Here is a 21,374-nt window from a genome sequence, read left to right on the forward strand (position 1 = left end):
TATAAATCAGTTAAACTTTATTGAGAGACTTTGAACATCACAAAAAGGGGTTTGGGCATCGCATGGAAAAACCAGTCAGTGGTTCCGCTATGCTGGGACAGGGGGTGCTGCGGGGGCTGAATCTCCGTCAGGAGGAAGTAGAAAGAACCCTACTGATGTTTTTGGTCTACACCTTAGCGTCCGTAGGGTTGATTTGGTTAGAACTCAGTACCGTGGGTCTGTTCCTCGATGAATACGGGGCTGATAAATTACCCTGGATCTATATCGCCAGTGCCGGGATGGGTTCAGGTTTGGGCTTTGTTTATTCGTCGCTGCAAAAGGTTTTTCCCCTCCGTCGGGCGATTGTGATTATCTTTGTGATGATGGCAATACCCCTATTTTTATTTCGTTGGGGACTGGGATTATCCGAGATTAAAATATTAGGGTTAAGTCTTCAATTTATTACCCTATTTCTCATGTGGTTATGGGTGGAAGCCTCTTATGTTCTCAACGACTTAAATAATGCGATCACCGCTAACCAACTGTTTAATATTCGAGAAATTAAACGCACCTATCCAATTATTAGTAGTGGATTTCTGGTCGCTGGGGTGATTAGTGGGTTTTCCCTCCCCCTGCTATTAAGAGTGGTGGGACTCAATAACGTCACTTTGGTTTCTGGGGTGATGGTACTCCTAGCCGCCGTAATTTTATTTTATCTATCCCAACGCTACGGTCAATCTTTCCCCGACTCCACCCGATGGACACCTGACGATGAGGAACAAGAATTTAGTACCCGCAATCTCAAGGGCCCAGTTTTGGGTTATGTAATTCCCTTAGTCTCATTTTTTGTTCTAGCAGAAGCCCTATATGTATTAGTAGATTTCCAATTTTTTAGTCAATTAGAATTTCAAAGCGATACAGCCGGAGCCAGTGGGATTGTTAGCTTCCTGGGAATCTTTGAAGGGATTTTGAGTGTGGCTCAAGTTCTAACTCAGTGGTTTGGGTCTAGCCGATTAGTTGAACGCACGGGGGTCTTTGTCACCGCCATTGTTTTACCCGTTGGGGTGATTATTTTAGGTACTATTTCCTTAATTGGGGGAATTACGGGAATATTTTCTGTTTTTATAGGATTTGTGATCCTCCGATTCCTGGATGAATTATTCCACTACACCTTAATTGAAACCACCGGAGCCGTACTGTTCCAACCGTTGCCGGATCACGTTCGCAGCGATATTCAATCGATGGTCAATGGCATCTTTGAACCGATGTCCACGGGGGTAACGGGGGTGCTGATTTTAATTACCCTCTGGGTGTCCAGGTTGATTTTTCCTGAATCCACCGAAACCCAGTTACAAAGTGAACAGGGCTTAATGTTCGTTGGTCTGATCATCCTCATGGCTGCGGTTTGGCTATTGGTGGTTTGGTTAATTCGTGCCCAATATGTCAGTTTATTGGTGCGGAGCGCCGAACGGGGACGGCTGAGTGTCTCGGATATTGATATGCCCCAACTCAAGCGGAATGTGGTGGAAACCCTGAAAAAACCCGGAGAAGAAGCGGATAAACGCTCTTGTATTGAACTCCTGAGTCAACTGGATGCGAAAAACGTCGGTGAAACCCTGGTTCCCCTCCTGGGTAGTCTTTCCCCTGGGTTACAGCGTCAGAGCTTGGAAATTATGCTCAATCACCCCAATCCGGCTTATTTGGAGGAAATCCGAGCTTTTACCCAGGGGACTTTAGCCCCGGAGGTTCTGGCCCTGGCTTTGCGATACCTGTGGTTGACCGAAACCAGTCCCGATATTGAACAGTTGCGCCCCTATCTCCAACCCCAGGTTGATCCGGTGGTGCGGGGAACGGCTGGGGCCTTGATTTTGCGTCGAGGCGATCGCGAACAAAAAGCCGCCGCCACTAATACCATCCGACGGATGATTACCAACGGCCAAGAACGGGAACGGGTGATGGGAGTCCGCGCCCTGGGAGAAGCCGATTATTTACAGGGACTGCGGCTCTATCTTAACGATTTATTACAGGATGAATCTTTGCGCGTGCGTTGTGCATTATTAGATGTGATCGCCTCTACCCATTTGGAAGAATACTATCCCTCTTTAATGAAAGCTCTCTGCTATCGTTCCACAAGAGATACAGCTTTGCAGGCTTTAGTGAGGTTAGGAAATGAGGCGATTCCTTTATTAATCCAGCAAGCCAGTGATATCTACAAACCGGATTTGGTGCGGTTACAGGCTTGGACAGCCCTCGGTGAAATCGGGACAGCCGAAGCCCTCGATACCCTAATTAGTGAATTGATGATTTCCTGGGGAACCACCCGGCGCAATATCCTGAGAATTTTACTTAAAATTCCTCAAGATGCGGGAATTGAAGGAGTCTTAGATCGGGTCGGACGCACCGGGGTAGAAATTTTAATTGAGCAGGAATTAATGTTCATCGGTCAAATTTATGCGGCTTTGCTGGATTTGTCCCTGGAAACCCCTATCCTGTCGGACTCAGATGATGAAGATTCAGACACCTTTGATCCCTTCGATCCGGTTGTGCATGATATTCATGCTCCCCAACAGTTATTAAAACGCGCCCTGGAAGGACTAGAAATTGATGCGGTGGATCGCTGCTTTTTATTAATGAAGTTTTTATATCCCCATGACTCGATTCAAGCAGCATCCTTTAATATTCAGTCAAATTCTTCTTCTAATGTGGCACGGGGGTTGGAAATTATTGATAATATTGTTGATATTGCCCATAAACGGGCATTAATTAGCATTCTCGATCAGCACTCCAAATTGGAGAAATTGCAAAATTTATCTGATTTAGTTAGCTATCAACCCCTGAAACCGAGCGATCGCCTACGCCGTTTATTAGAGTTACGCCATTTCCTCTCGGACTGGGCCTTGGCCTGTTGTTTCCATGTCGCCAAAAGCTCCCGATGGAGTTTAACGGCTGAACAAGCCCTGATGTGCTTACGTCATCCCACCGGGTTTGTTCGAGAAGCAGTCTTAGCATATCTAAAGATTGCCTCTCAACGGGCTTTGATAGAATTATTACCAATGCTACAAAATGATCCCGATCGTTTAGTCGCAAACCAAGTTGAGGAGTTAATGCTTCAGCTTGGAGTTAAATAAGCTCTTGGCTATTTGACTTGGGTGGGGAGAGCTATCAATGTTAACTTCAGACTAAAAGTAGGCTGTAAAACTGCAAGTCCCTTGACTTTTCTTTTCTGAAGTCCTAGATCCCCCCTAACCCCCCTTGGGAAGGGGGGAACCCGATTCAAAGTCCCCCTTGCTAAGGGGGATTTAGGGGGATCTAATCTTGGAGGTAATCAGGGATTTTCGGCTGAAGTTGACACAAATGGGGGTCTCCCCACCCCTACCGGATCTAAATTTTAAATTTTTTTAGTAAACCTATGTTAACCAGCGTTGAACGCCTTTTATTTGTCAGGGGTGTCCCGATTTTTAAAGAATTGCGAGACGATTTTTTAGTCCGCCTAGCATCGGTTATGGATGAATTATCCTTTCCCAATGAACATAGTATTTTTACTGAAGGTCAGGAGGGACGGGCACTTTATATTGTGGTTTCTGGACGGGTGCGGGTTCATATTGGCGATCGCAATTTAGCCGAATTAGGCAAGGGGACTTGTTTCGGTGAAATGTCTCTCTTTGATGCCGAACCTCGCTCCGCCACCGTCAGCACCCTAGAAACCTGCGAATGTTTGATCTTAACCCAAATGCAACTCTATGATGCCATTGATGAAACCCCCGGCATTGCGATTAATATTATTCGTTTATTGTCTCGACGCATTCGAGAACTAAATCAAAAATTAAACCCTCCTACCCCTCCCGTCGAGGGGAATAAGATTATTGAACTGCGATCGTCGGCGGGATAGTCTGTTAGTAGGAATTTTTAGGAGGATAAACGTTCAAAAACTTATATGTCTAAGCTCGAAAAAAACTGGTTTCAGTTAACACTCCGCATTCAAAGTTCCGTAATTCCAGCAATCATGCCCCGTGTGATCCTATGTACAACATTGGGCATTATTATTTCTCTATTAGATCATCAGAATCTACCCTTACCTACCGAAGTATTTAGTTATTTTATTTTTCCTGATTTAGTTCTAGGTTTATTATTAGTTTTTAGAACAAATACAGCCTATGATCGATTTTGGGAAGGTCGAAAACTCTGGGGAACTTTAGTTAATACCGTGAGAAATTTTTCTCGTCAAATCTGGTTAATGGTTCCCGAAAAAGAGGTTAATGATACCAATAATAAAATCGCCACATTAAAACTATTAGTTGCTTTTGCCGTAGCAACTAAACTTCATTTAAGGGGAGAAAAAGTCAATCAAGAAATTGAGGCTTTAACATCTTCAGAACAGTATACAAAACTGCAAACAATGAATCATCCTCCCCTGGAAATTGCCTTTTGGATTGGAGATTATTTACAGGATAAAAATAAACATCATCACCTCCATATCTACCAATTAACAGCTTTATATAAACTCTTAGATACCATGGTAGATGTTTTAGGAGGTTGTGAACGAATTGCTAAAACTCCTCTGCCTTTAGCTTATCAAATTCATCTACAACAAATTTTATTAATTTATTGTTTGATTTTACCGTTAAAAATTGTCAATAATTTAGGATTATTTACCGGGTTAATCGTAGCAATTATGACGTTTACTCTATTGGGAATTGAGGAAATTGCCCGCCAGATTGAAAATCCTTTCGGTTACGACGAAAACGATTTACAACTGGATGCAATTTGTCAAGCAATGTCAAAAAATATTCAAGATTTGACTTCTCTCCCCCCCAGTGTTCAGAATTATGAACAAGAAATCAAAGGTGAACTTAATGATATAGCAGTCACCAAGGAAGTTAGGACTCCTATTGATTCTGAAACCTAGACTTGTACTCCTCCAATTCGTAATTCCCAATTCCCTGTTCCCTTATTCTTGAACAATTCTAAAAATGAAAGGATAGGAATAGGGTTGATCAGGATTAGAAACAACAGAAATAATCGCCAAAATCGGCATGACTAAACTGAAAACTCCCAAAATCACTAATAAAGGAAACCCAATTAATAAAAAGGTGAGCATTCCAAATATAAACGCATAAACATATAAATTAATATGAAAGTTTAAGGATTCTCTCGCATTGGCTTTGACAACGGAATCTTTAACTAGAAATAAAATAGCAATGGGAATCCCAATGGCGACTAAAGTAGCACTAAAGAAGATGGCGCCATGACTCAGTGCCGATAGAATTAGTCGTTTATCTCGTTCCATGAGAATAAATCCTTCAAAGTTAATTCATCTATTATAATATGTTCTTGGCTGATTAAACACTATTAATTTTTTTTCATTGTTAGGTTTTGTTAACAACATTTACCTAAAAACTTAAATTTTAGCACCCGCCACTAATTGAGCTACTAATGGTTGATCTGTTGATAACTGACTCACAGCTAATACAGAAAACCCTAATAAATTTCCGGCTTCATCCACTCGTTCCATAATCGCATCATTATCGGTTTCTCGCATATAACCCGGTTTATCGGAAAATAAAACTTCTAAAAAATCGCCTTTTTTATCAAAATAAACTTTTACAGTTGAGGCCATAGTTGCTCTCCTTTCTAAATCTGAGAATATCAAAAGCCCCTCTCCTAAACAGGGAGGGGTATAAGTTAACTTATTTCAACCCATCAATTAACTGCATTTTTGCACTCTCCAACGCTGCTTTTAATTGCGTTGCATCCCGACCGCCAGCTTGGGCTAAATTCGGACGTCCGCCACCGCCACCGCCACAAATTTTAGCAATACCGCCGATAAATTTACCCGCTTGTAAGCCTTTATTATTAATCGCTTTACTGAACGCAGCAACAAAATTCACCTTACCATCGGTTGTAGCTGAACCCAATACAACAGCACTTTCTCCTAACTTTTGTTGTAGCCTTTCTGCGGCAGTTTTTAATGATTCTGCATCCGCATCATGAAGTTCTGCTACAATTAATTTAAACTCACCAATGGTTTCAGCCGTGGTTAATAATTGTTCGGATTTGGCGATCGCTAATTCCGCTTTAACGGCTTCTAATTGTTTCTGAGTGGCTTTTAACTCCTGTTGTAAATTAGTAATTCGTTCGGGAATTTCTTCCGGTTTAGCTTTAAAGCGATCGCCTAACTCCTTAACCACCGTATCCCGTACTTTCAAATACTCTAAAACCGCCTGTCCTGCCACCGCTTCAATGCGTCGAATTCCCGATGCAATACCCGTTTCCGAAATAATCTTAAATAGACCAATTTCGGCGGTATTACTAACATGAGTTCCCCCGCATAATTCCATCGAAACTCCCGAATAATCGACCACCCGCACAATATCAGAATATTTCTCTCCAAACATCGCAATAGCACCTTTAGCTTTAGCGGCTTCGATCGCCATTTCTGCAATAACCGCCGGATGTGCTTCGGTGATCCAACTATTAACTTGATCTTCAATTTGTTGCAATTCTTCAGCAGTTAACCCCCGGGGAGAATGAAAATCGAACCGTAAACGCTCAAAATCCACTAAAGAACCCGCTTGAGAAATGGAGGGATCTACTATTGATTTTAACGCCGATTGTAACAAATGGGTTGCCGTATGGTTAGCTTGGGAACGACGACGACAGGCGCGATCAATTTGGGCGGTTAAGGTCATTCCTGGGGTGACTATTCCCCGTTCAATGCGTCCGAAATGGATGAAAATATTAGATTCTTTTTGCACATCTTCGATCCGAATTACCGTATCACCATAACTCAAATAACCGCGATCGCCAATTTGTCCCCCCGACTCAGCATAGAAGGGAGTTTTATTCAAAATTATTTGAATTTCTGTTCCCGCTTCTGCTGTTTCTACAGGTTTTCCATTCACTAAAACCGCTTCCACTTTGGCATCAGATGTTAACAAAGTATAGCCTAAAAATTCCGTGGGGTGAATATGTTCTGCGAGTTGATCTAAACTGCCTTGAACAGTTAAATCAATAGTTTCATGGGCATCTTGAGAACGGCGACGCTGTTCTTCCATGGCCGTTTCAAACCCGGCAATATTAACAGTTAACCCATTTTCTTCGGCAATTTCTTGGGTTAATTCTAGGGGGAAACCGTAGGTGTCGTATAAAACAAAGGCATCTTGACCGGAAATTTCACCCTGAGCTTTTTCCATAACTTCAGCTAACAGTTTTTCACCCCGTTCCAAAGTTTCCAAGAACCGAGTTTCTTCTCGCTGTAATTCCCCTTTAATTGCACTTTCCCGTTGACGCACATTCGGATAAATAGCTTCCGATAATTGCATCGCTGTTTCAGCGACTTGGGTGGTAAATTCCTGATTAATTCCAATTAACCGACCATGACGAACTACCCGCCGAATTAAGCGCCGGACAATATAACCCCTGCCAATATTAGACGCCGTAACTCCATCAGCAATTAAATGCACAACCGCCCGAATATGATCCCCAATTACTTTGAGGGAAACCTTGGTTTTTTCGTCAGACTTGTGATAGTCTATCTGGGCAATTTCCGCCGCCGTTTTAATAATCGGAAAAATTAGATCGGTTTCATAATTATTAGGAACTTGCTGTAAAATTTGCGCCATTCTTTCTAACCCCATGCCCGTATCAATATTTTTATTCTGTAAAGGGGTTAAAATACCATCATTATCTCGGTTGTATTGCATAAATACTAAGTTATAAAACTCAATAAACCGAGTATCATCTTCTAAATCAATATTCTCCTCGCCACGTTCGGGGTGAAAATCATAATAAATTTCTGAACAGGGGCCACAGGGGCCAGTGGGGCCAGATTTCCAGAAGTTATCCGCTTCTCCCATGCGTTTAATGCGTTGGGGAGACACCCCAATTTCATCCCGCCAGATGGCAAAGGCTTCGTCATCTTCCTCGAACACACTGACCACTAAACGGTCTGGCGGTAACTCAAAGACCTTTGTGGAAATTTCCCATCCCCAAGCGATCGCTTGCTGTTTAAAATAATCCCCAAAGCTAAAATTGCCCAACATCTCAAAAAAGGTGTGATGTCTGGCGGTTCTGCCCACATTTTCAATATCATTAGTACGGATACATTTTTGGGAGGTGGTGGCGCGGGGAAATTCCGGTTGTCGCTGTCCCAGAAATATCGGTTTGAAGGGTAGCATCCCGGCAATGGTTAACAACACCGTCGGGTCTTCGGGAACTAGGGAAGCACTGGGCAGAATTTTATGCCCTTTTTCGGCATAGAAGTTGAGAAACTTTTGCCGAATTTCGTCGCCTGTGGAATACTGAGGAAAAAAAGTCATAATACTCACGGTAAAAAAATTAGACCAACCTTTCAGAATAAATGAAAGATCAAACCTTACATCGGATCACTTCTATTTTAATTGTTAGTTTGTCTGGCTTGGGGGGAGCGGTCGGAGGAATTTTTTTTCGGCAAACGGTCATTGTTGAACGGTTTCCTACCCTTTTGCCGCGGTTGCCCTTTGCCAATGCCTTGCCCCCCCAGGAAATTATTGCTCAGAACGAAGTTCGCCCCTTACCTGGGAAACTGGATGAGGTGTTAATGTTTAATAGCAATAGTCCAGAATGGGTGAAACAGGAAGGAATTCTACTCTCAACTTTTCCGGGGGGATGGCGGGGTGATCCTGAAGCTCATTTAGAATATCGTTTAACGGGAGAATTTGAGGTCTTTGATCATCATTTTACCCACACTCCCCCTGATTTAAAAACCTTATATTTGGGGTTGATGGTTCATAATCCCGATAATGAACCTGTGACCGTTGAAGTATTGCAGGCAGCAAGTTATTTATTGGAGCCAGATGCTCCTTTTAAAGAACAACCTGCCATGAGTGATAATGCTAAGGGTGAGATTTATTCTGGGCCAGGAATTCGGGCTGTTGATGATGTGTTAAGGGGAAAGCGCCAGGCTGAATTTCCTGAAACCTTGGAAATTGGCCCAGGGGAAACTCAAATGTTAATGAATTTGCCAATCCCAGTCAAGGGTTTAGAACGTCCGGTAAATGGGCGTTCTACTTTTATGCGCCTGAAAGTTCGGGGTCAAAGCGATGATTCTGCCCCGGCTTCAATTTATATGGCGAGTTTAGCTCAATATGCGAAAATGCAGCCCGATGGCAAGGAGCGTGCGCCAACTTTAGAAGAATGGCAACAGTTACTTGACAATGGCAGTTTAGCACAACCCAGGGATAAAATTCCTACTTCTCCAGAGCAAACGGGAGGTCAGTTAATTTATAGTCGGGTTGCAGGTATTCAAAAAGGGGCAGAATGGTCAGCAGATTTAGTGGATGAGGGCAAAGATTTTCTGACTATTCCTGATAGGGGAAAGGGAATTTCTTTTCCCATTAGCACCGTCCGGGCGGGAACATTAGGCACAAAACAAGTTCAAGCCGCGCCGTTAATTGTTCGTTATCCAGATACTGCTTATGAATCCCATGGCAATTATGGGGTACATTATGATTTACATTTACCGCTATTAAATATAACGGATGAAACCCAAACGGTAACAGTAACTTTAGAAACGCCTTTTAAAGAAGAAACCTTATCTAAAAATGGATTAATTTTTCAACAACCTCCTTTGAATCTTCCGTTTTTTCGGGGCACGGTTCGGTTAAGATATGAAGATGAACAAGGAAAAACGGTGATCAAATATCTGCATTTATGGCATCGTCGAGGGCAAATTGTTGATCCTTTAATTAAACTCAAATTAAACCCCAAATCCTCGCGGTTTGTGAGAGTTGATTTTCGTTATCCTCCCGATGCTACACCGCCGCAAGTTTTAACCGTCAAAACCTTAAATTAATTATCTCCCGGACAAAAGAGTTAAAATATAGCAATCCGCGCCTTCGAGACGGAGGTTGTAATATTTTATCGTAGGGGTAGCGTCCCTCCCAACCCAGGCGCAAAGAGGGTTTGGAAACCAAACCCCTACGAAACTTTTGCATAAATCCTAAAATGATCTGGTAATCATTGATAATAAGAAGGATAAGCAGCAATAAAGGTATCTCAAGCGATGATAATAGGCGAATTAAAATCCAAAGTTGATAAATTGTGGACAACCTTTTGGAATAACGGCATTAGTAACCCCCTGTCGGTGATTGAACAAATATCCTATTTACTGTTTATTAAACGCTTAGATGACTTACAATTAGCCCAAGAGAAGAAGAACAAACGCTTAGGGGGGACATTAGAAAATCCGACCTTTACCCCAGAAAATAATCATTGTCGCTGGTCTGAATTTAAAAATCAAAACCCTATTGATATGTTAGTTACGGTCAGGGATTCTGCATTTCCCTTAATCAAAACTATCGGTAAGGAAGGAGGGACTTATGCCCAACACATGAAGGATGCTGTATTTTTAATTGCTAACCCGGCTCTATTAGCAAATGTAGTAGAACAAATTGACCAAATCTTTGAATTACTCAATCAACAAGCTGGTCAATCTCAAGATAAAACCTATATAGATTTACAGGGAGATCTTTATGAATATATGTTATCAAAACTCACCACCGCCGGAACAAATGGACAGTTTCGCACCCCTCGCCATATTATTAAAATGATCGTCGAATTAATGAATCCCTCTCCCCATGAGGTAATCTGTGATCCCGCTTGTGGGACTGGGGGCTTTTTGGTGGCGGTGGCGGAATATTTGCGTCAGCAAAAAGATAGTGAGGGTAATTCTATTTTGAGTAATCCTGTCAATCGTAAGCACTTTAATCAGGAGATGTTTCACGGTTTTGACTTTGATGCTACCATGTTGCGAATTGGCAGTATGAATATGATGTTACATGGCATCGAAGACCCGAAAATTGAGGCGAGGGATTCCTTAGCGCAGGAGCATTCAGAAGTATCGGAAGCTTTTACTTTAATCTTAGCGAATCCGCCTTTTAAGGGATCGTTAGAAGCGAATACTATTGCTAAGGATTTAACCAAAATTATTAATACCAAAAAAACCGAGTTATTATTTGGGGCGTTATTTTTGCGGTTATTAAAAAAAGGCGGGAGAGGGGCGGTAATTGTGCCGGATGGGGTGTTATTTGGTTCGTCTAATGCCCATAAAACCCTGCGTCAAACCCTGGTAGAAAACCATAAGTTAGATGGGGTTATTTCCATGCCTTCGGGGGTTTTTAAGCCCTATGCGGGGGTTTCTACGGCGGTGCTGATGTTTACGAAAACGGGGGTAGGGGGTACGGATGGGGTTTGGTTTTATGATATGGGTGCGGATGGTTTATCGTTGGATGATAAGCGTCAACCTGTGGAAGAAAATGATATTCCTGATATTATTGCTAAGTGGCGCGATCGCAATTTAAACAAAGATATTAACCGCACCAGTAAGGCTTTTTTTGTGGCGAAGGAGGAAATAGTTAAAAATGGTTATGATTTATCAATCAATCGTTATAAGGAGGTGAAATATGGGGAAGTTAGTTATGAGTCTCCGGCAGTGATTTTAGGTAAGTTAAAGTTAATTGAAGGGGAGATTATGGCGGATTTGGAGGTGTTAGAGGAAATGTTAGGTATAGTATAGCAAGTCTAAATCAATTGTATAAATAGTTTGGCATCCAATTCATCGTAGGGGCGAGGCGCGCCTCGCCCCTACAGGGGAATATAGATATTTTTTGGGATTAATAATCACCGTGATTCATTTTGTACAATCTATTTAGAGTTGCTATATAAATACTGTAAAATGTTAATCAACAATTAATGAACAATACCATGAGATATAAATACACTGCTAAATATACAAAAATCCCATCGGGATATATGGGGCAAATTATGGAATGGCAAGAAGTGGTTACGGAGGGAAAAACGGTTACAGAGTGTCGTTTAATGCTTGAAGATGCTTTAAATGAAATGATTTTAGCTTATCAACAGCAAGGAAAAACTATTCCTTCAAATGATAGTGACATTATTGAAAGTTTATTTATTTGTCCATTTTTGCTATAATGTCTAAAATAGTCAATCTTTTGAGAGCATGAAAAGCTATACCCTGACGCAAACCAGAAATCAACATGGTGAAGTCTTTGATCAAGCAAAAGTTGAGCCTGTGTTAATCACCGAGCAAAAACGTCCCAGCTATGTCATTCTTTCCGCAGAGTCTTATCAAAAACTAATTGATAAACTGGAAGAATTGGAAGATTTACATTGGGGGCAACAAGCACAAACTGCCCTAACTCAATCTTCAATGGTGGGAAGTGAGGAATTTAGCACAAGTTTAGAAAGATTTGCCAATGGCTAAACTTGATAGGTAAATTAACTGAATTTAAAAATAAAGGTTATCAAGCATTAGTCAAATATTCAAAAATTTGTAATTCTATAGGTTGGAATATTATGGAAGTTGTAGTAGTAAACAGTAAAGAGGATATTTTTGAGCAATTACGGAAGCATCAAAAAACCATAGAAGGTTATGGGGTAAAGCGATGTGGGTTGTTTGGTTCGTTTCGGCGTGGGGAAGCTACAGAAAACAGCGATATTGATTTGTTGGTGGAGTTTAAGCCGGAGTTGAAAACTTTTATGAATTTTATGGATTTATGCTTTTTCTTTGATGATTTATTTGGGCGTAAGGTAGATGTCTTAACTCCTGAGTCTTTGAGTCCTATCTTTGGGTATAAGATTTTAGCGGAGGTGGAATATGTTTCATTCTCCTGATGATTATTTAGGTCATATTCTCCTAGAAACTTCTTTTATCCTCGAAGTATCTGAGGGTTTGGAGAAAGAAGTTTTCTTGGACAACCCCATTTTAACAAGGGCACTCGTGCGTAGTCTGGAGATTATTGGCGAGGCGACGAAAAAGTTACCTGATGATTTTAGACAACAATATTCTCAAATTTCTTGGAAGCAAATGGCGGGGATGAGAGACAAGTTAATTCATGATTATTTTGGCGTTGATTATAATTTAGTGTGGGAGGTGGTTATTAATCAGATTCCTCTGTTACATCAGCAAATTCAAGACATCCTTAATCAGTTACAGGAATTAGATCCTCCCTATCCCCGTTAGAAAAGGCGTAAATTTTAGATAATATGTTAAGATCGCTATAGTTTGATTCAATTGCAGGGGTAATCAATTTTTTTATGAATATTAAGCAGTTAATTAATGCGGAATTGGATCATTTATCAACTCAGGAATTACAGAAATTTTATGAGTTGTTAAAAAGTCGTAGTCAGAGACAAAACAATCACGATGATGAGTTAGGTGATTTATTGGAAAGATGTAAAGTCAGTACAGGTATTCAGGATCTTGCTTATCAACATGATCACTATATTCATGGCACTCCTAAAAGGGAAGTTGAGTAAATGAAACAGGTTTTTGTTGATACTTCTGCTCTTAACTTAATTAAAGGAGATTAAATTATGAAGGATTTATTAATAAAACGTATTACTATAGATCCTAATATCTGTCATGGTAAGCCTTGTATTCGAGGTTTAAGGTATCCTGTGGAATTTATTTTAGAGTTACTCAGTTCGGGAATGACTACAGAGGAAATTTTAATAGATTATGAGGATTTGGAATTAGATGATATTTTAGCTTCGTTATCCTTTGCTACAGAATAATTATCTAATTGTTTTTACTTCTTAATATCATTATTTTTTTAAAGGAGATGTCAGGATGGAATCTAAAATAAATTATGTTTCTCTTAATGAAATATGTACTATTCAAACAGGTAAAAAAGATGCTAATTATGGAGACAAAGGGGGAGAATATCCTTTTTTTACTTGTGCTGATAAACCTATTTTGAGTCCAACATATTCATTTGATGGGGAGTCAATAATTCTACCGGGTAATGGGGCTAATGTTGGAATGGTTTTTTATCATGTTGGTAAATTTGAAGCATATCAAAGAACTTATGTTTTAAATAACATTAAATGTAATTCAAGATATTTATTTCATCATCTATCTGCTTATTGGAAAAAATTTAATTTATCGAAGCAATTCGGTTCAGCAACTAATTATATTAGGATGCAAAGTTTTTTAGATTATACAATCCCCTTACCCCCGATCGCATCTCAACGTAGAATAGCGGATATATTGGATAAAGCAGACGAAATCATCAGGAAAAGGAAAGAAGCGATCGCTCTTACTGAACAACTGCAAAAATCCATCTTTCTCGATATGTTCGGCGATCCTGTTACTAATCCTAAAGGTTGGGAGGTTGAAGAATTAAATAATGTTATTTCTATCATTTCAGGTCAAGTTGATCCAAAAGTTGAACCTTTTATTGATATGCCTCATATTGGCGGAGAAAATTTGCAGTCCAATACTAATAACATCCAAAATATAAAAACTCCTAGAGAGTTGAAGTTAAAAAGTGGAAAATATTTATTTCAGTCTGGAGATGTTTTATATTCAAAAATTCGACCATATCTCAATCAAGTTGTTATTCCCGATTTTTCAGGTGTATGTAGTGCCGACATTTATCCGTTAAGAGTTATAAAAACAAAAATTAAAAATGATTTTCTCATTTATTTACTAAGATCAAAATTCTTTTTAGATTATGCAGAAAAACATTCAACAAGAACAAATATCCCTAAAATAAATAGACCTACTTTATTAAGTTTTAGATTTCCTTGTCCACCGATAAACATACAAAAAGATTTTTCAGATAAGTGTAATAAGATAACTCAAATACAAAAGAATTTTAACCAGTATTTGACAGAATCAGAAAACTTATTTAACTCCTTATTGCAAAAAGCATTCAAAGGTGAATTATAGATGAATAAAACCCAAACAAATTCTGTTTAAATCTGTTATAATTATGCTAATCTCAATCTAGTTGTTTATTTTTAACTTTAACATGATGCAAATTGAACTTAAACAAATCCAAGAAAATCCAGCAATTTTGGAAACATTAACCTTAGAAAATAATAGTGTAATCATTACCCAAAATAATCAACCCCTTTATCAATTAACAAAAATTAATCAACCCAAACGCCGTAATCGTGGTAGTGCTAAAGGCTTAATTAAAATGAGTCCCGATTTTGATCAACCTTTACCAGAATTTGAGGAGTATATGTCCGATGAAGATCCGATTTTTGGTTTAGGGAAAAATCCTGTTAACAGTGGAATAACTAACGCTTCTAATAACTTAGACAAAACTACTATTAACTTTTAAAGACATGAAAAATATCATCATTAAAATATCGGAGAATATGACTAATTTAGAGATAGAAAAAATCAAGAGAAAAGCTAAAGCTAGTGATAACCTAAGTAAATTAATGGATCAAGCTAGTGAAGAAGCTCAAGCCAATGGTTTAACTCCTGAAATATTAAAGGAGATATTAAGCCAAAATCAATAATATTGATATAAAATGGATATACCAACCCTAAGAAAAAAATCTATGGATACAGTAACGGAAATAACTATCAAAGTAAATTCTGATGTAGCCCAAGCCTACAATCAGGCTAATGAAGAAGAAAAAGAGCAACTAACCAATAGAATAGCATTCTTTTTACAACCCATTGCTAACCAAAGAAAAGCGATTCAGCAGTTAAGAAATACCATGACAGAGATTGGCAAAAAAGCTCAAGCCAGAGGTTTAACCCCTGAAATATTAGAGGAAATATTAAGCGAGGATGAATAACATTAGAATAGTTATAGATGTCAATGTAATCATAAGTGCATTATTGTTTCCTCAAACTAAGCCCCAACTAGCGTTACAAAAAGCTCAAGATGTTGGAGACATACTAATTTCTCCTGAAATATGGGAGGAGTTAGAGATAGTAACAGCTAGACCAAAATTCAATCGTTATGTTGACTTAAAAGATCGTCAGATGTTTTTAAGAGACTTATATCAAACTCTAACACCCGTTATCGAAATAACTGAACTCATTACAGATTGTCGAGATCCGAAAGATAATAAGTATTTAGAATTAGCAGTAAGCGGTAAAGCTCAATATATCATCACTGGTGACAAAGACTTATTAATACTAAACCCTTTCCGAGAAATTAAGATTCTTCAACCCGATGAATTTTTATCTATCACCTAAACCAGAAACATCGCCATGTCATCCAACTTTGACTTTTTAAAACCCCACTTTCCCCAAATTTACGAAAATGCCACCCGGGTCGAAACCCTCGCCCTCACCGATAGCCGCGCCTGTTGCTTCTATGCCCGTTATACCCTTGAGCAAGCCGTTATCTGGCTCTATGATCATGACCCCTATTTAAAACTACCCTACGATAATAACCTAGGGGCATTAATCCACGAACAAACATTTAAAGATAACCTACCTCCTCACCTTTTCCCCAAAGTTCGTATCATCCACAAAATGGGCAATAATGCCGCCCACAGTCACGAAAAAATTAGTGAAAAAGACGCAGATTATATTACTCAAGAATTATTCCATTTTCTCTATTGGCTTTGTCGCTACTACTCCCCCAACGGTAAAAACCTCCCTCAACTCAAATTCATTCCCCCCTTATTAAGGGGGGTTAGGGGGGATCAAAAAACCCTTGCCCAACTGCAAAAACTAGAGCAAGAATTATCCCAAGCTCAAGAAATAGTAAGAATTGCCCAAAAAACACAGAAACAAACAGAAGCAGAATATAACCAAATTAAAGTAGAAATTAGTCAACTCAAACAGGCAAATAGTAACCTTAAAGATCATCATGACTATAACGAAATTGATACCCGTAAATACTTAATTGATGTATTACTTAAAGAAATGGGCTGGGATTTAACTCAACCCCATTTTACCGAGTATGAAATCACCGGAATGCCCGAAGCCGTTAACCCCACAGGTAAAGGTTACATTGATTATGTTTTATGGGATGATAACGGCTTACCCCTGGCTGTTATTGAAGCGAAACGTACCCAAAAAGACGCAAATCTAGGTAAACGACAGGCCCAACTTTATGCTAACTGTTTAGAAAAACAATTTAACCAGCGCCCGATTATTTTTTACAGTAACGGCTATCAAACCTATCTCTGGGATGATGGCAACTATCCCCCGCGCTTGGTGGAAGGCTTCTTAAAAAAAGACGAATTACAAAGGATAATTTATCGCCGCAGTCACCGAAAACCCTTTGAGATCGTTTTACCTAATCAAGAAATAGCCGGGAGAAGCTACCAACTCGAAGCCCTGAAACGAGTTACCGAAACCTTTGAGAAAAAAGCACGGAAAGCCTTGCTAGTCATGGCAACAGGCACAGGGAAAACCAGAACAGCGATCGCCCTAGTTGATATATTAACTAGAGCTAATTGGATTAAAAGAGTCTTATTTTTAGCTGACCGTACCTCTTTAATCACCCAAGCCAAAAGAGCCATCCAGAAACACTTACCCCACGCCACGGCCATAGACCTAACCCAAGAAAAAGACGTAAGTGGTGCAGATATCGTCCTCTCCACCTATCCCACTATGATGAATCGCATCAACAACGACAACGACATTCCCCCCTTAGTAAGCAGGGCTAGGGGGGATCAAAAAAGAGATGAAATTAATCGCCTGTTTGGAGTGGGTTATTTCGACTTAATTATTATCGATGAAGCCCATCGCAGTATTTACCAAAAATATCAAGCCCTATTTACCTATTTCGATGCTTTGTTAATCGGTTTAACCGCCACTCCCAGAAACGAAATTAACCGAGATACCTACCGCATTTTTGAATTAGAAGCTGGTAATCCTACCTTTGCTTATGAATTACAAGATGCGATCGCCGATGGTTATTTAGTGCCTCCGACGGGTATCAATGTCCCGTTTAAATTTTTGCGGAGTGGGGTGAAATATGTTGATCTGACCCCAGAAGAAAAATTAGAATATGAGGAAAAATTCTATAACGAAGAAACAGGAGAAATCCCCAAGGAAATTAACGTCGCCGCCCTCAATAATTGGTTATTTAATATTGATACGGTGGATAAAGCCTTAGAAATTCTGATGGATTGGGGTTTAAAAATCCATCAGGGCGATCGCCTCGGCAAAACTATTATTTTCGCCCGAAATCATCAACACGCCCAATTTATCGAGGAAAGATTTAACTATAACTATCCCCAATTTAAAGGCAAATTTGCCCGGATTATAGACAGCTATGACAATTATGCCCAAAGTCTACTCGATGACTTCTCAGACGCGGAAAAAGAGCCCATGATAGCCATTTCTGTAGATATGTTAGACACGGGGGTAGATGTGCCAGAAGTCGTGAATTTAATGTTTTTTAAACCCGTTTACTCCGAGGTCAAATTCAATCAAATGATCGGCAGAGGCACTCGTTTATGCCCTAATTTATTTGGATTTGGTAAGGATAAAACGGAATTTTTGATATTTGACTTATGCGATAACTTTGCTTATTTTAATCAAGAAATAACTGAAAAAGAACAATCCCCGACTGAATCACTGCAAACTCGACTCTTAAAGGCAAAATTAGACTTATGGGAATGTTTAAATACCGCAGAAACTACAACCCTTGGGAGTAACCCTCAAAATCGAGTTAAAGAGTCTCAAGCTGCCTATACTGTAGTTAAAACCGATAATCTCAAGGAAAAAATCCTAGATGAATTACATCAGCACGTTGCCAATATGGAAGAAAATAATTTTCTAGTGCGTCGTCACTTAGAAACCGTTTTAACTTTTCGTCAACGGGAAAAATGGCAGAATTTAAACCCAGAAGATCGGCAAGTGATTGTGAATACTCTGATCCCCCTACCTAATACTTTACCCGTAGAAAATCCTCGGATTAAAAACTTTGATCTGCTGTGTCTAAAAATCCAGTTAGCCATCCTGAAAAATAGCCAAAATTTTGAAAGGTTACGGGATCAAGTCAGGGATTTATTAACCCGTTTAGAAACTAAAAAAACCATCCCTATTGTTAAGGATAAATTGAATTTAATTGAACAAGTACAGGCAGAAAGATGGTGGCAAGATGTGACGGTTTATTTAGTAGAAGAAATCAGGCTAAATCTGCGGGATTTAATGGTATTGATTGATCAACGGGATGAAATCATTATCTATACTGATTTTAAGGATGAATTAGGGGATTTAGAAATCTTAGAAGTCCCTAACCGTCAAACAGGTTTCAGCCCCTATCAATACCGAAAAAAAGTAGAAAGCTATATTTTAGCCCATCAAGATCATATTGCGATCGCCAAGTTAAAGAGAAATTTACCCCTAACCGACACTGATTTACAGGAATTAGAAAAGATGTTATTTACCTCAAATGCGATCGAATCTAGGGATAAATTCGAGTTAGTCTATAGTAAAAATGTTAACCTGAAAAGTTTTATTTTGAAATTGGTTGGTTTAGACAGAAATACCGCTAAACAAGCCTTTAGTAAATATTTGGAAAATAATAACCTCAATGCTAATCAAATTCGTTTTATTGAACAAATTATTAACTGGTTAACCCAAAATGGGGTTATGAATCCCTCTCTTTTGTATGAATCCCCTTTTACTGATATTCACACCGGAGGATTAGATGGAGTTTTTAACAATGAGGATGCTAATAATATTATTACCATAATTGGCTCTTTTGATAAACCGATAGAAACAACCTTTTACTCTGCTTGATTAGATATAGCAGTCGCCACATCTATGAAGATATCAACAGAGATTAAAACGGAGACTACTTTTCCGCTTCTTGCGGAGCAGATTGTCTGACTAACTCTAGGGTAGAACCAAAAACAAAACCCATGGCTGCCCCTGCTAGGGCATAAGTCCGGGGGTCGCGCGACTGACTGTAGCCTAAGTCCAAGGAAGTGCCAATATTACAGCATTGATAGTGTTTCTCGCTATATTTAGAAGCCCCCAGTCCGGCAATTGTACCGACGATCATCATCACCATTCCAGAAAAAATTACCAGTCGCATATTCATAACTATCTTCCTTTGATAATCCTAAATATAATTTGTTGCAATCATAGCCCTATATTCTAAAAGTAGCTCTATTTTTCTGTTTTTGAACAATATTTTTAACCTTGTTCACAAAAGTTTAAAAAAGTTGATACAATTTGTAGAGTTTTAGAGGCTTAATCCTTTATAAATGCGTGGTTTTTCCATCAATATGAAACACTGATATATTCAACTGATATACTTAAAATATAAGTTTTTATGGTAGCTATTAATCAGCAGGCTACAAATTCTATATAGATTAGGTATTCATGCGCTCGTAAATAGCAGAAGCAGCCGGAGAATAACGGGTGAGATAGCTAAAAATCCAGAATTTGATACAGGAATCAATAATCACGGGAAACCGTTGCAATAAAACCATTAATTGCTACCCTACTTTCTGGAAGTCCAAAATGAGCGATCGCACCTTCTAATAAAACTTCCCATCCTTCGGCGGAGTGAAAGCCCACAAACATATCCGTAATTAAAATAAATAAAAATACTTTTAAAGGATCGCTCAAATTTAAGAAAGTTCGATTAGAAAAACCTCTTAATACCGTGATTTTATTTCGATTAAAATAAACTAATCCCCCAAAGGTAAGTAAAGCTACACCATCGGATAAAATATTCTTGAATCCATTCAAGGCACGATTGCGAGACTGTCGCCAAATTTCAGTGGCTTTTTCTGATAATTTTTCTTCTTTTTCTTCCTCAGAAAGCATCGGTTTTCTTGCTAATAACCGTTTGATTTCTAAACCTTCTTTGAAAAAAGAATACTCCTGTAAAAATTCCTCCTGAATCGCAGAACTGAGTTCAATTTTAGTCGGATATTTGTCACTATAATTTCCCATTAAAGGGTTAAAAACTATATTTTTTACAGCGATTTGAACCAACACGGGAATCAAGAATAAAATCAAGATCCAACGCCTAGCCATTTTATCTTGGATGCGTCTAATTCTTAATTCTTGAACTACCTGTTGCTCATAGTCTGGTTTAACTTTATTTCCCCCAAACCATCCCCAACTAAACCAATTATTTTGGGGTTGAGGTGTAATAATAGAGGTCGCCGATATAATTGGAGTATCTAGGGTACGGGCGATCGCAGATTCATTGTTTTCTGTTTTTAATTCTTCCGGTGTTAACCCCATCGGTGTCGAGGTATTGGCTAAACCATTAATTAAGGCATCCTCCGAGTCGTCCCGATATTTTTTGATCACCCCATCAATAAAATCCAGCTTTTCGATAATTTCAGTTTCGGGAATACCAACGGATTGAAAAGTTTCTTCCTGGGATAAGGATTGATAATTCCACAAAAAACTATTCAACTTGAATTGACTCAAATTAAAACGAATCGTTAAGAGGTGGCGATCGCGTAAACTTTTAACATAATCAACCACGGTTTTTTTAGATTCAAGACCATACCCAATTGGGTTTCCCTGAAAATATTGATCTTCGAGGGCTTGAATTTCTTGGGCACTTTGATAAGCGGATTCTAAGAGTTGAATTTGTCTTTGATTCAACCAATGATTAAATCCATTAAGATTCATAAATGCT

The 21,374-nt window shown here is 39.1% G+C and carries 23 protein-coding genes; 17 read left to right on the forward strand and 6 right to left on the reverse strand.

Annotated elements, in window-relative coordinates; all coding sequences use genetic code 11:
• The first annotated feature begins 62 nt into the window (after window positions 1-62).
• The 3 genes from AC2D3N_RS19775 to AC2D3N_RS19785 all read left to right on the forward strand — a co-directional run bounded on the left by AC2D3N_RS19775 (window position 63) and on the right by AC2D3N_RS19785 (window position 4,885).
• Window positions 63-3,107: a HEAT repeat domain-containing protein gene (locus AC2D3N_RS19775; RefSeq protein WP_079680631.1), complete on the forward strand. Its 3,045-nt coding sequence runs from the start codon at window positions 63-65 to the stop codon at window positions 3,105-3,107.
• 281 nt (window positions 3,108-3,388) lie between these two features.
• The gene (locus tag AC2D3N_RS19780) at window positions 3,389-3,868 is read left to right on the forward strand and encodes a Crp/Fnr family transcriptional regulator (RefSeq protein ID WP_484691889.1); all 480 of its coding nucleotides are present in this window, start codon (window positions 3,389-3,391) and stop codon (window positions 3,866-3,868) included.
• Between the two features lie 45 nt (window positions 3,869-3,913).
• On the forward strand, window positions 3,914-4,885 hold the full coding sequence (locus AC2D3N_RS19785) for a bestrophin family protein (RefSeq protein WP_484691890.1): 972 nt from the start codon (window positions 3,914-3,916) through the stop codon (window positions 4,883-4,885).
• A 42-nt stretch (window positions 4,886-4,927) separates the two neighbouring features.
• On the opposite strand, the gene AC2D3N_RS19790 is transcribed toward AC2D3N_RS19785, so the two are convergent.
• From AC2D3N_RS19790 to alaS, 3 genes are all read right to left on the reverse strand, one after another.
• Window positions 4,928-5,266 (reverse strand): DUF4870 domain-containing protein, encoded by a 339-nt coding sequence (locus tag AC2D3N_RS19790; protein WP_484691891.1) that lies wholly within the window; start codon window positions 5,264-5,266, stop codon window positions 4,928-4,930.
• A 111-nt stretch (window positions 5,267-5,377) separates the two neighbouring features.
• Window positions 5,378-5,596 carry a DUF2283 domain-containing protein gene (locus AC2D3N_RS19795; RefSeq protein WP_484691892.1) on the reverse strand — a complete coding sequence of 73 codons (219 nt, stop codon included), beginning with the start codon at window positions 5,594-5,596 and terminating at the stop codon, window positions 5,378-5,380.
• 70 nt (window positions 5,597-5,666) lie between these two features.
• A complete protein-coding gene (gene alaS / locus AC2D3N_RS19800; RefSeq protein ID WP_484691893.1) occupies window positions 5,667-8,297 on the reverse strand; it encodes an alanine--tRNA ligase in 2,631 nt (876 codons plus the stop codon).
• Window positions 8,298-8,338: 41 nt separating this feature from the next.
• Between alaS and AC2D3N_RS19805 the strand changes: the two genes are divergently transcribed.
• From AC2D3N_RS19805 to AC2D3N_RS19870, 14 genes are all read left to right on the forward strand, one after another.
• Window positions 8,339-9,811: a DUF3370 domain-containing protein gene (locus tag AC2D3N_RS19805; RefSeq protein ID WP_484691894.1), complete on the forward strand. Its 1,473-nt coding sequence runs from the start codon at window positions 8,339-8,341 to the stop codon at window positions 9,809-9,811.
• A 210-nt stretch (window positions 9,812-10,021) separates the two neighbouring features.
• Window positions 10,022-11,533, forward strand: a complete 1,512-nt coding sequence (locus AC2D3N_RS19810; RefSeq protein ID WP_484691895.1) for a type I restriction-modification system subunit M — start codon at window positions 10,022-10,024, stop codon at window positions 11,531-11,533.
• A gap of 188 nt (window positions 11,534-11,721) precedes the next feature.
• Window positions 11,722-11,952, forward strand: coding sequence for a type II toxin-antitoxin system HicB family antitoxin (locus tag AC2D3N_RS19815; protein WP_484691896.1), 231 nt, complete (start codon window positions 11,722-11,724; stop codon window positions 11,950-11,952).
• 28 nt (window positions 11,953-11,980) lie between these two features.
• Window positions 11,981-12,244 (forward strand): type II toxin-antitoxin system Phd/YefM family antitoxin, encoded by a 264-nt coding sequence (locus AC2D3N_RS19820; protein ID WP_484691897.1) that lies wholly within the window; start codon window positions 11,981-11,983, stop codon window positions 12,242-12,244.
• Window positions 12,245-12,336: 92 nt separating this feature from the next.
• The gene (locus AC2D3N_RS19825) at window positions 12,337-12,654 is read left to right on the forward strand and encodes a nucleotidyltransferase family protein (protein WP_484691898.1); all 318 of its coding nucleotides are present in this window, start codon (window positions 12,337-12,339) and stop codon (window positions 12,652-12,654) included.
• Complete coding sequence (locus AC2D3N_RS19830; protein WP_026785930.1) at window positions 12,638-13,003, forward strand: HepT-like ribonuclease domain-containing protein; 366 nt, start codon at window positions 12,638-12,640, stop codon at window positions 13,001-13,003. The genes AC2D3N_RS19825 and AC2D3N_RS19830 overlap by 17 nt, the downstream gene beginning before the upstream one ends.
• 74 nt (window positions 13,004-13,077) lie before the next feature.
• The gene (locus tag AC2D3N_RS19835; RefSeq protein WP_484691899.1) at window positions 13,078-13,299 is read left to right on the forward strand and encodes a hypothetical protein; all 222 of its coding nucleotides are present in this window, start codon (window positions 13,078-13,080) and stop codon (window positions 13,297-13,299) included.
• Window positions 13,300-13,356: 57 nt separating this feature from the next.
• Complete coding sequence (locus tag AC2D3N_RS19840; RefSeq protein WP_484691900.1) at window positions 13,357-13,557, forward strand: DUF433 domain-containing protein; 201 nt, start codon at window positions 13,357-13,359, stop codon at window positions 13,555-13,557.
• Between the two features lie 55 nt (window positions 13,558-13,612).
• Window positions 13,613-14,716, forward strand: coding sequence for a restriction endonuclease subunit S (locus AC2D3N_RS19845; protein ID WP_484691901.1), 1,104 nt, complete (start codon window positions 13,613-13,615; stop codon window positions 14,714-14,716).
• 82 nt (window positions 14,717-14,798) lie between these two features.
• Window positions 14,799-15,116, forward strand: coding sequence for a DUF2281 domain-containing protein (locus tag AC2D3N_RS19850; RefSeq protein ID WP_484691902.1), 318 nt, complete (start codon window positions 14,799-14,801; stop codon window positions 15,114-15,116).
• A 37-nt stretch (window positions 15,117-15,153) separates the two neighbouring features.
• Window positions 15,154-15,300, forward strand: coding sequence for a hypothetical protein (locus AC2D3N_RS19855; RefSeq protein WP_484691903.1), 147 nt, complete (start codon window positions 15,154-15,156; stop codon window positions 15,298-15,300).
• A gap of 42 nt (window positions 15,301-15,342) precedes the next feature.
• On the forward strand, window positions 15,343-15,585 hold the full coding sequence (locus AC2D3N_RS19860; RefSeq protein WP_484691904.1) for a hypothetical protein: 243 nt from the start codon (window positions 15,343-15,345) through the stop codon (window positions 15,583-15,585).
• Entirely contained in the window at window positions 15,578-15,991 is a 414-nt protein-coding gene (locus AC2D3N_RS19865; protein WP_484691905.1) for a putative toxin-antitoxin system toxin component, PIN family, read from the forward strand. The genes AC2D3N_RS19860 and AC2D3N_RS19865 overlap by 8 nt, the downstream gene beginning before the upstream one ends.
• Before the next feature lie 15 nt (window positions 15,992-16,006).
• Entirely contained in the window at window positions 16,007-19,504 is a 3,498-nt protein-coding gene (locus AC2D3N_RS19870) for a DEAD/DEAH box helicase family protein (RefSeq protein ID WP_484691906.1), read from the forward strand.
• Between the two features lie 55 nt (window positions 19,505-19,559).
• On the opposite strand, the gene AC2D3N_RS19875 is transcribed toward AC2D3N_RS19870, so the two are convergent.
• From AC2D3N_RS19875 to AC2D3N_RS19885, 3 genes are all read right to left on the reverse strand, one after another.
• Window positions 19,560-19,808 (reverse strand): hypothetical protein, encoded by a 249-nt coding sequence (locus AC2D3N_RS19875; protein WP_484691907.1) that lies wholly within the window; start codon window positions 19,806-19,808, stop codon window positions 19,560-19,562.
• Window positions 19,809-20,082: 274 nt separating this feature from the next.
• A complete protein-coding gene (locus AC2D3N_RS19880) occupies window positions 20,083-20,202 on the reverse strand; it encodes a hypothetical protein (protein WP_484691908.1) in 120 nt (39 codons plus the stop codon).
• Entirely contained in the window at window positions 20,168-21,367 is a 1,200-nt protein-coding gene (locus AC2D3N_RS19885; RefSeq protein WP_484691909.1) for a hypothetical protein, read from the reverse strand. Before AC2D3N_RS19885 ends, AC2D3N_RS19880 begins: the two co-directional genes overlap by 35 nt.
• Window positions 21,368-21,374 lie beyond the last annotated feature (7 nt).

This window comes from Planktothrix sp. PLAVEN19ND, assembly GCF_057220675.1.

Excerpts from the sequence above, each read along its gene's own strand:
- AC2D3N_RS19775 (WP_079680631.1), top strand. The coding sequence starts at position 63 with ATGGAAAAACCAGTCAGTGGTTCCGCTATGCTGGGACAGGGGGTGCTG.
- AC2D3N_RS19780 (WP_484691889.1), top strand. The coding sequence starts at position 3,389 with ATGTTAACCAGCGTTGAACGCCTTTTATTTGTCAGGGGTGTCCCGATT.
- AC2D3N_RS19785 (WP_484691890.1), top strand. The coding sequence starts at position 3,914 with ATGTCTAAGCTCGAAAAAAACTGGTTTCAGTTAACACTCCGCATTCAA.
- AC2D3N_RS19790 (WP_484691891.1), bottom strand. The coding sequence starts at position 5,266 with ATGGAACGAGATAAACGACTAATTCTATCGGCACTGAGTCATGGCGCC.
- AC2D3N_RS19795 (WP_484691892.1), bottom strand. The coding sequence starts at position 5,596 with ATGGCCTCAACTGTAAAAGTTTATTTTGATAAAAAAGGCGATTTTTTA.
- alaS (WP_484691893.1), bottom strand. The coding sequence starts at position 8,297 with ATGACTTTTTTTCCTCAGTATTCCACAGGCGACGAAATTCGGCAAAAG.
- AC2D3N_RS19805 (WP_484691894.1), top strand. The coding sequence starts at position 8,339 with ATGAAAGATCAAACCTTACATCGGATCACTTCTATTTTAATTGTTAGT.
- AC2D3N_RS19810 (WP_484691895.1), top strand. The coding sequence starts at position 10,022 with ATGATAATAGGCGAATTAAAATCCAAAGTTGATAAATTGTGGACAACC.
- AC2D3N_RS19815 (WP_484691896.1), top strand. The coding sequence starts at position 11,722 with ATGAGATATAAATACACTGCTAAATATACAAAAATCCCATCGGGATAT.
- AC2D3N_RS19820 (WP_484691897.1), top strand. The coding sequence starts at position 11,981 with ATGAAAAGCTATACCCTGACGCAAACCAGAAATCAACATGGTGAAGTC.
- AC2D3N_RS19825 (WP_484691898.1), top strand. The coding sequence starts at position 12,337 with ATGGAAGTTGTAGTAGTAAACAGTAAAGAGGATATTTTTGAGCAATTA.
- AC2D3N_RS19830 (WP_026785930.1), top strand. The coding sequence starts at position 12,638 with ATGTTTCATTCTCCTGATGATTATTTAGGTCATATTCTCCTAGAAACT.
- AC2D3N_RS19835 (WP_484691899.1), top strand. The coding sequence starts at position 13,078 with ATGAATATTAAGCAGTTAATTAATGCGGAATTGGATCATTTATCAACT.
- AC2D3N_RS19840 (WP_484691900.1), top strand. The coding sequence starts at position 13,357 with ATGAAGGATTTATTAATAAAACGTATTACTATAGATCCTAATATCTGT.
- AC2D3N_RS19845 (WP_484691901.1), top strand. The coding sequence starts at position 13,613 with ATGGAATCTAAAATAAATTATGTTTCTCTTAATGAAATATGTACTATT.
- AC2D3N_RS19850 (WP_484691902.1), top strand. The coding sequence starts at position 14,799 with ATGATGCAAATTGAACTTAAACAAATCCAAGAAAATCCAGCAATTTTG.
- AC2D3N_RS19855 (WP_484691903.1), top strand. The coding sequence starts at position 15,154 with ATGACTAATTTAGAGATAGAAAAAATCAAGAGAAAAGCTAAAGCTAGT.
- AC2D3N_RS19860 (WP_484691904.1), top strand. The coding sequence starts at position 15,343 with ATGGATACAGTAACGGAAATAACTATCAAAGTAAATTCTGATGTAGCC.
- AC2D3N_RS19865 (WP_484691905.1), top strand. The coding sequence starts at position 15,578 with ATGAATAACATTAGAATAGTTATAGATGTCAATGTAATCATAAGTGCA.
- AC2D3N_RS19870 (WP_484691906.1), top strand. The coding sequence starts at position 16,007 with ATGTCATCCAACTTTGACTTTTTAAAACCCCACTTTCCCCAAATTTAC.
- AC2D3N_RS19875 (WP_484691907.1), bottom strand. The coding sequence starts at position 19,808 with ATGAATATGCGACTGGTAATTTTTTCTGGAATGGTGATGATGATCGTC.
- AC2D3N_RS19880 (WP_484691908.1), bottom strand. The coding sequence starts at position 20,202 with ATGGTTTTATTGCAACGGTTTCCCGTGATTATTGATTCCTGTATCAAA.
- AC2D3N_RS19885 (WP_484691909.1), bottom strand. The coding sequence starts at position 21,367 with ATGAATCTTAATGGATTTAATCATTGGTTGAATCAAAGACAAATTCAA.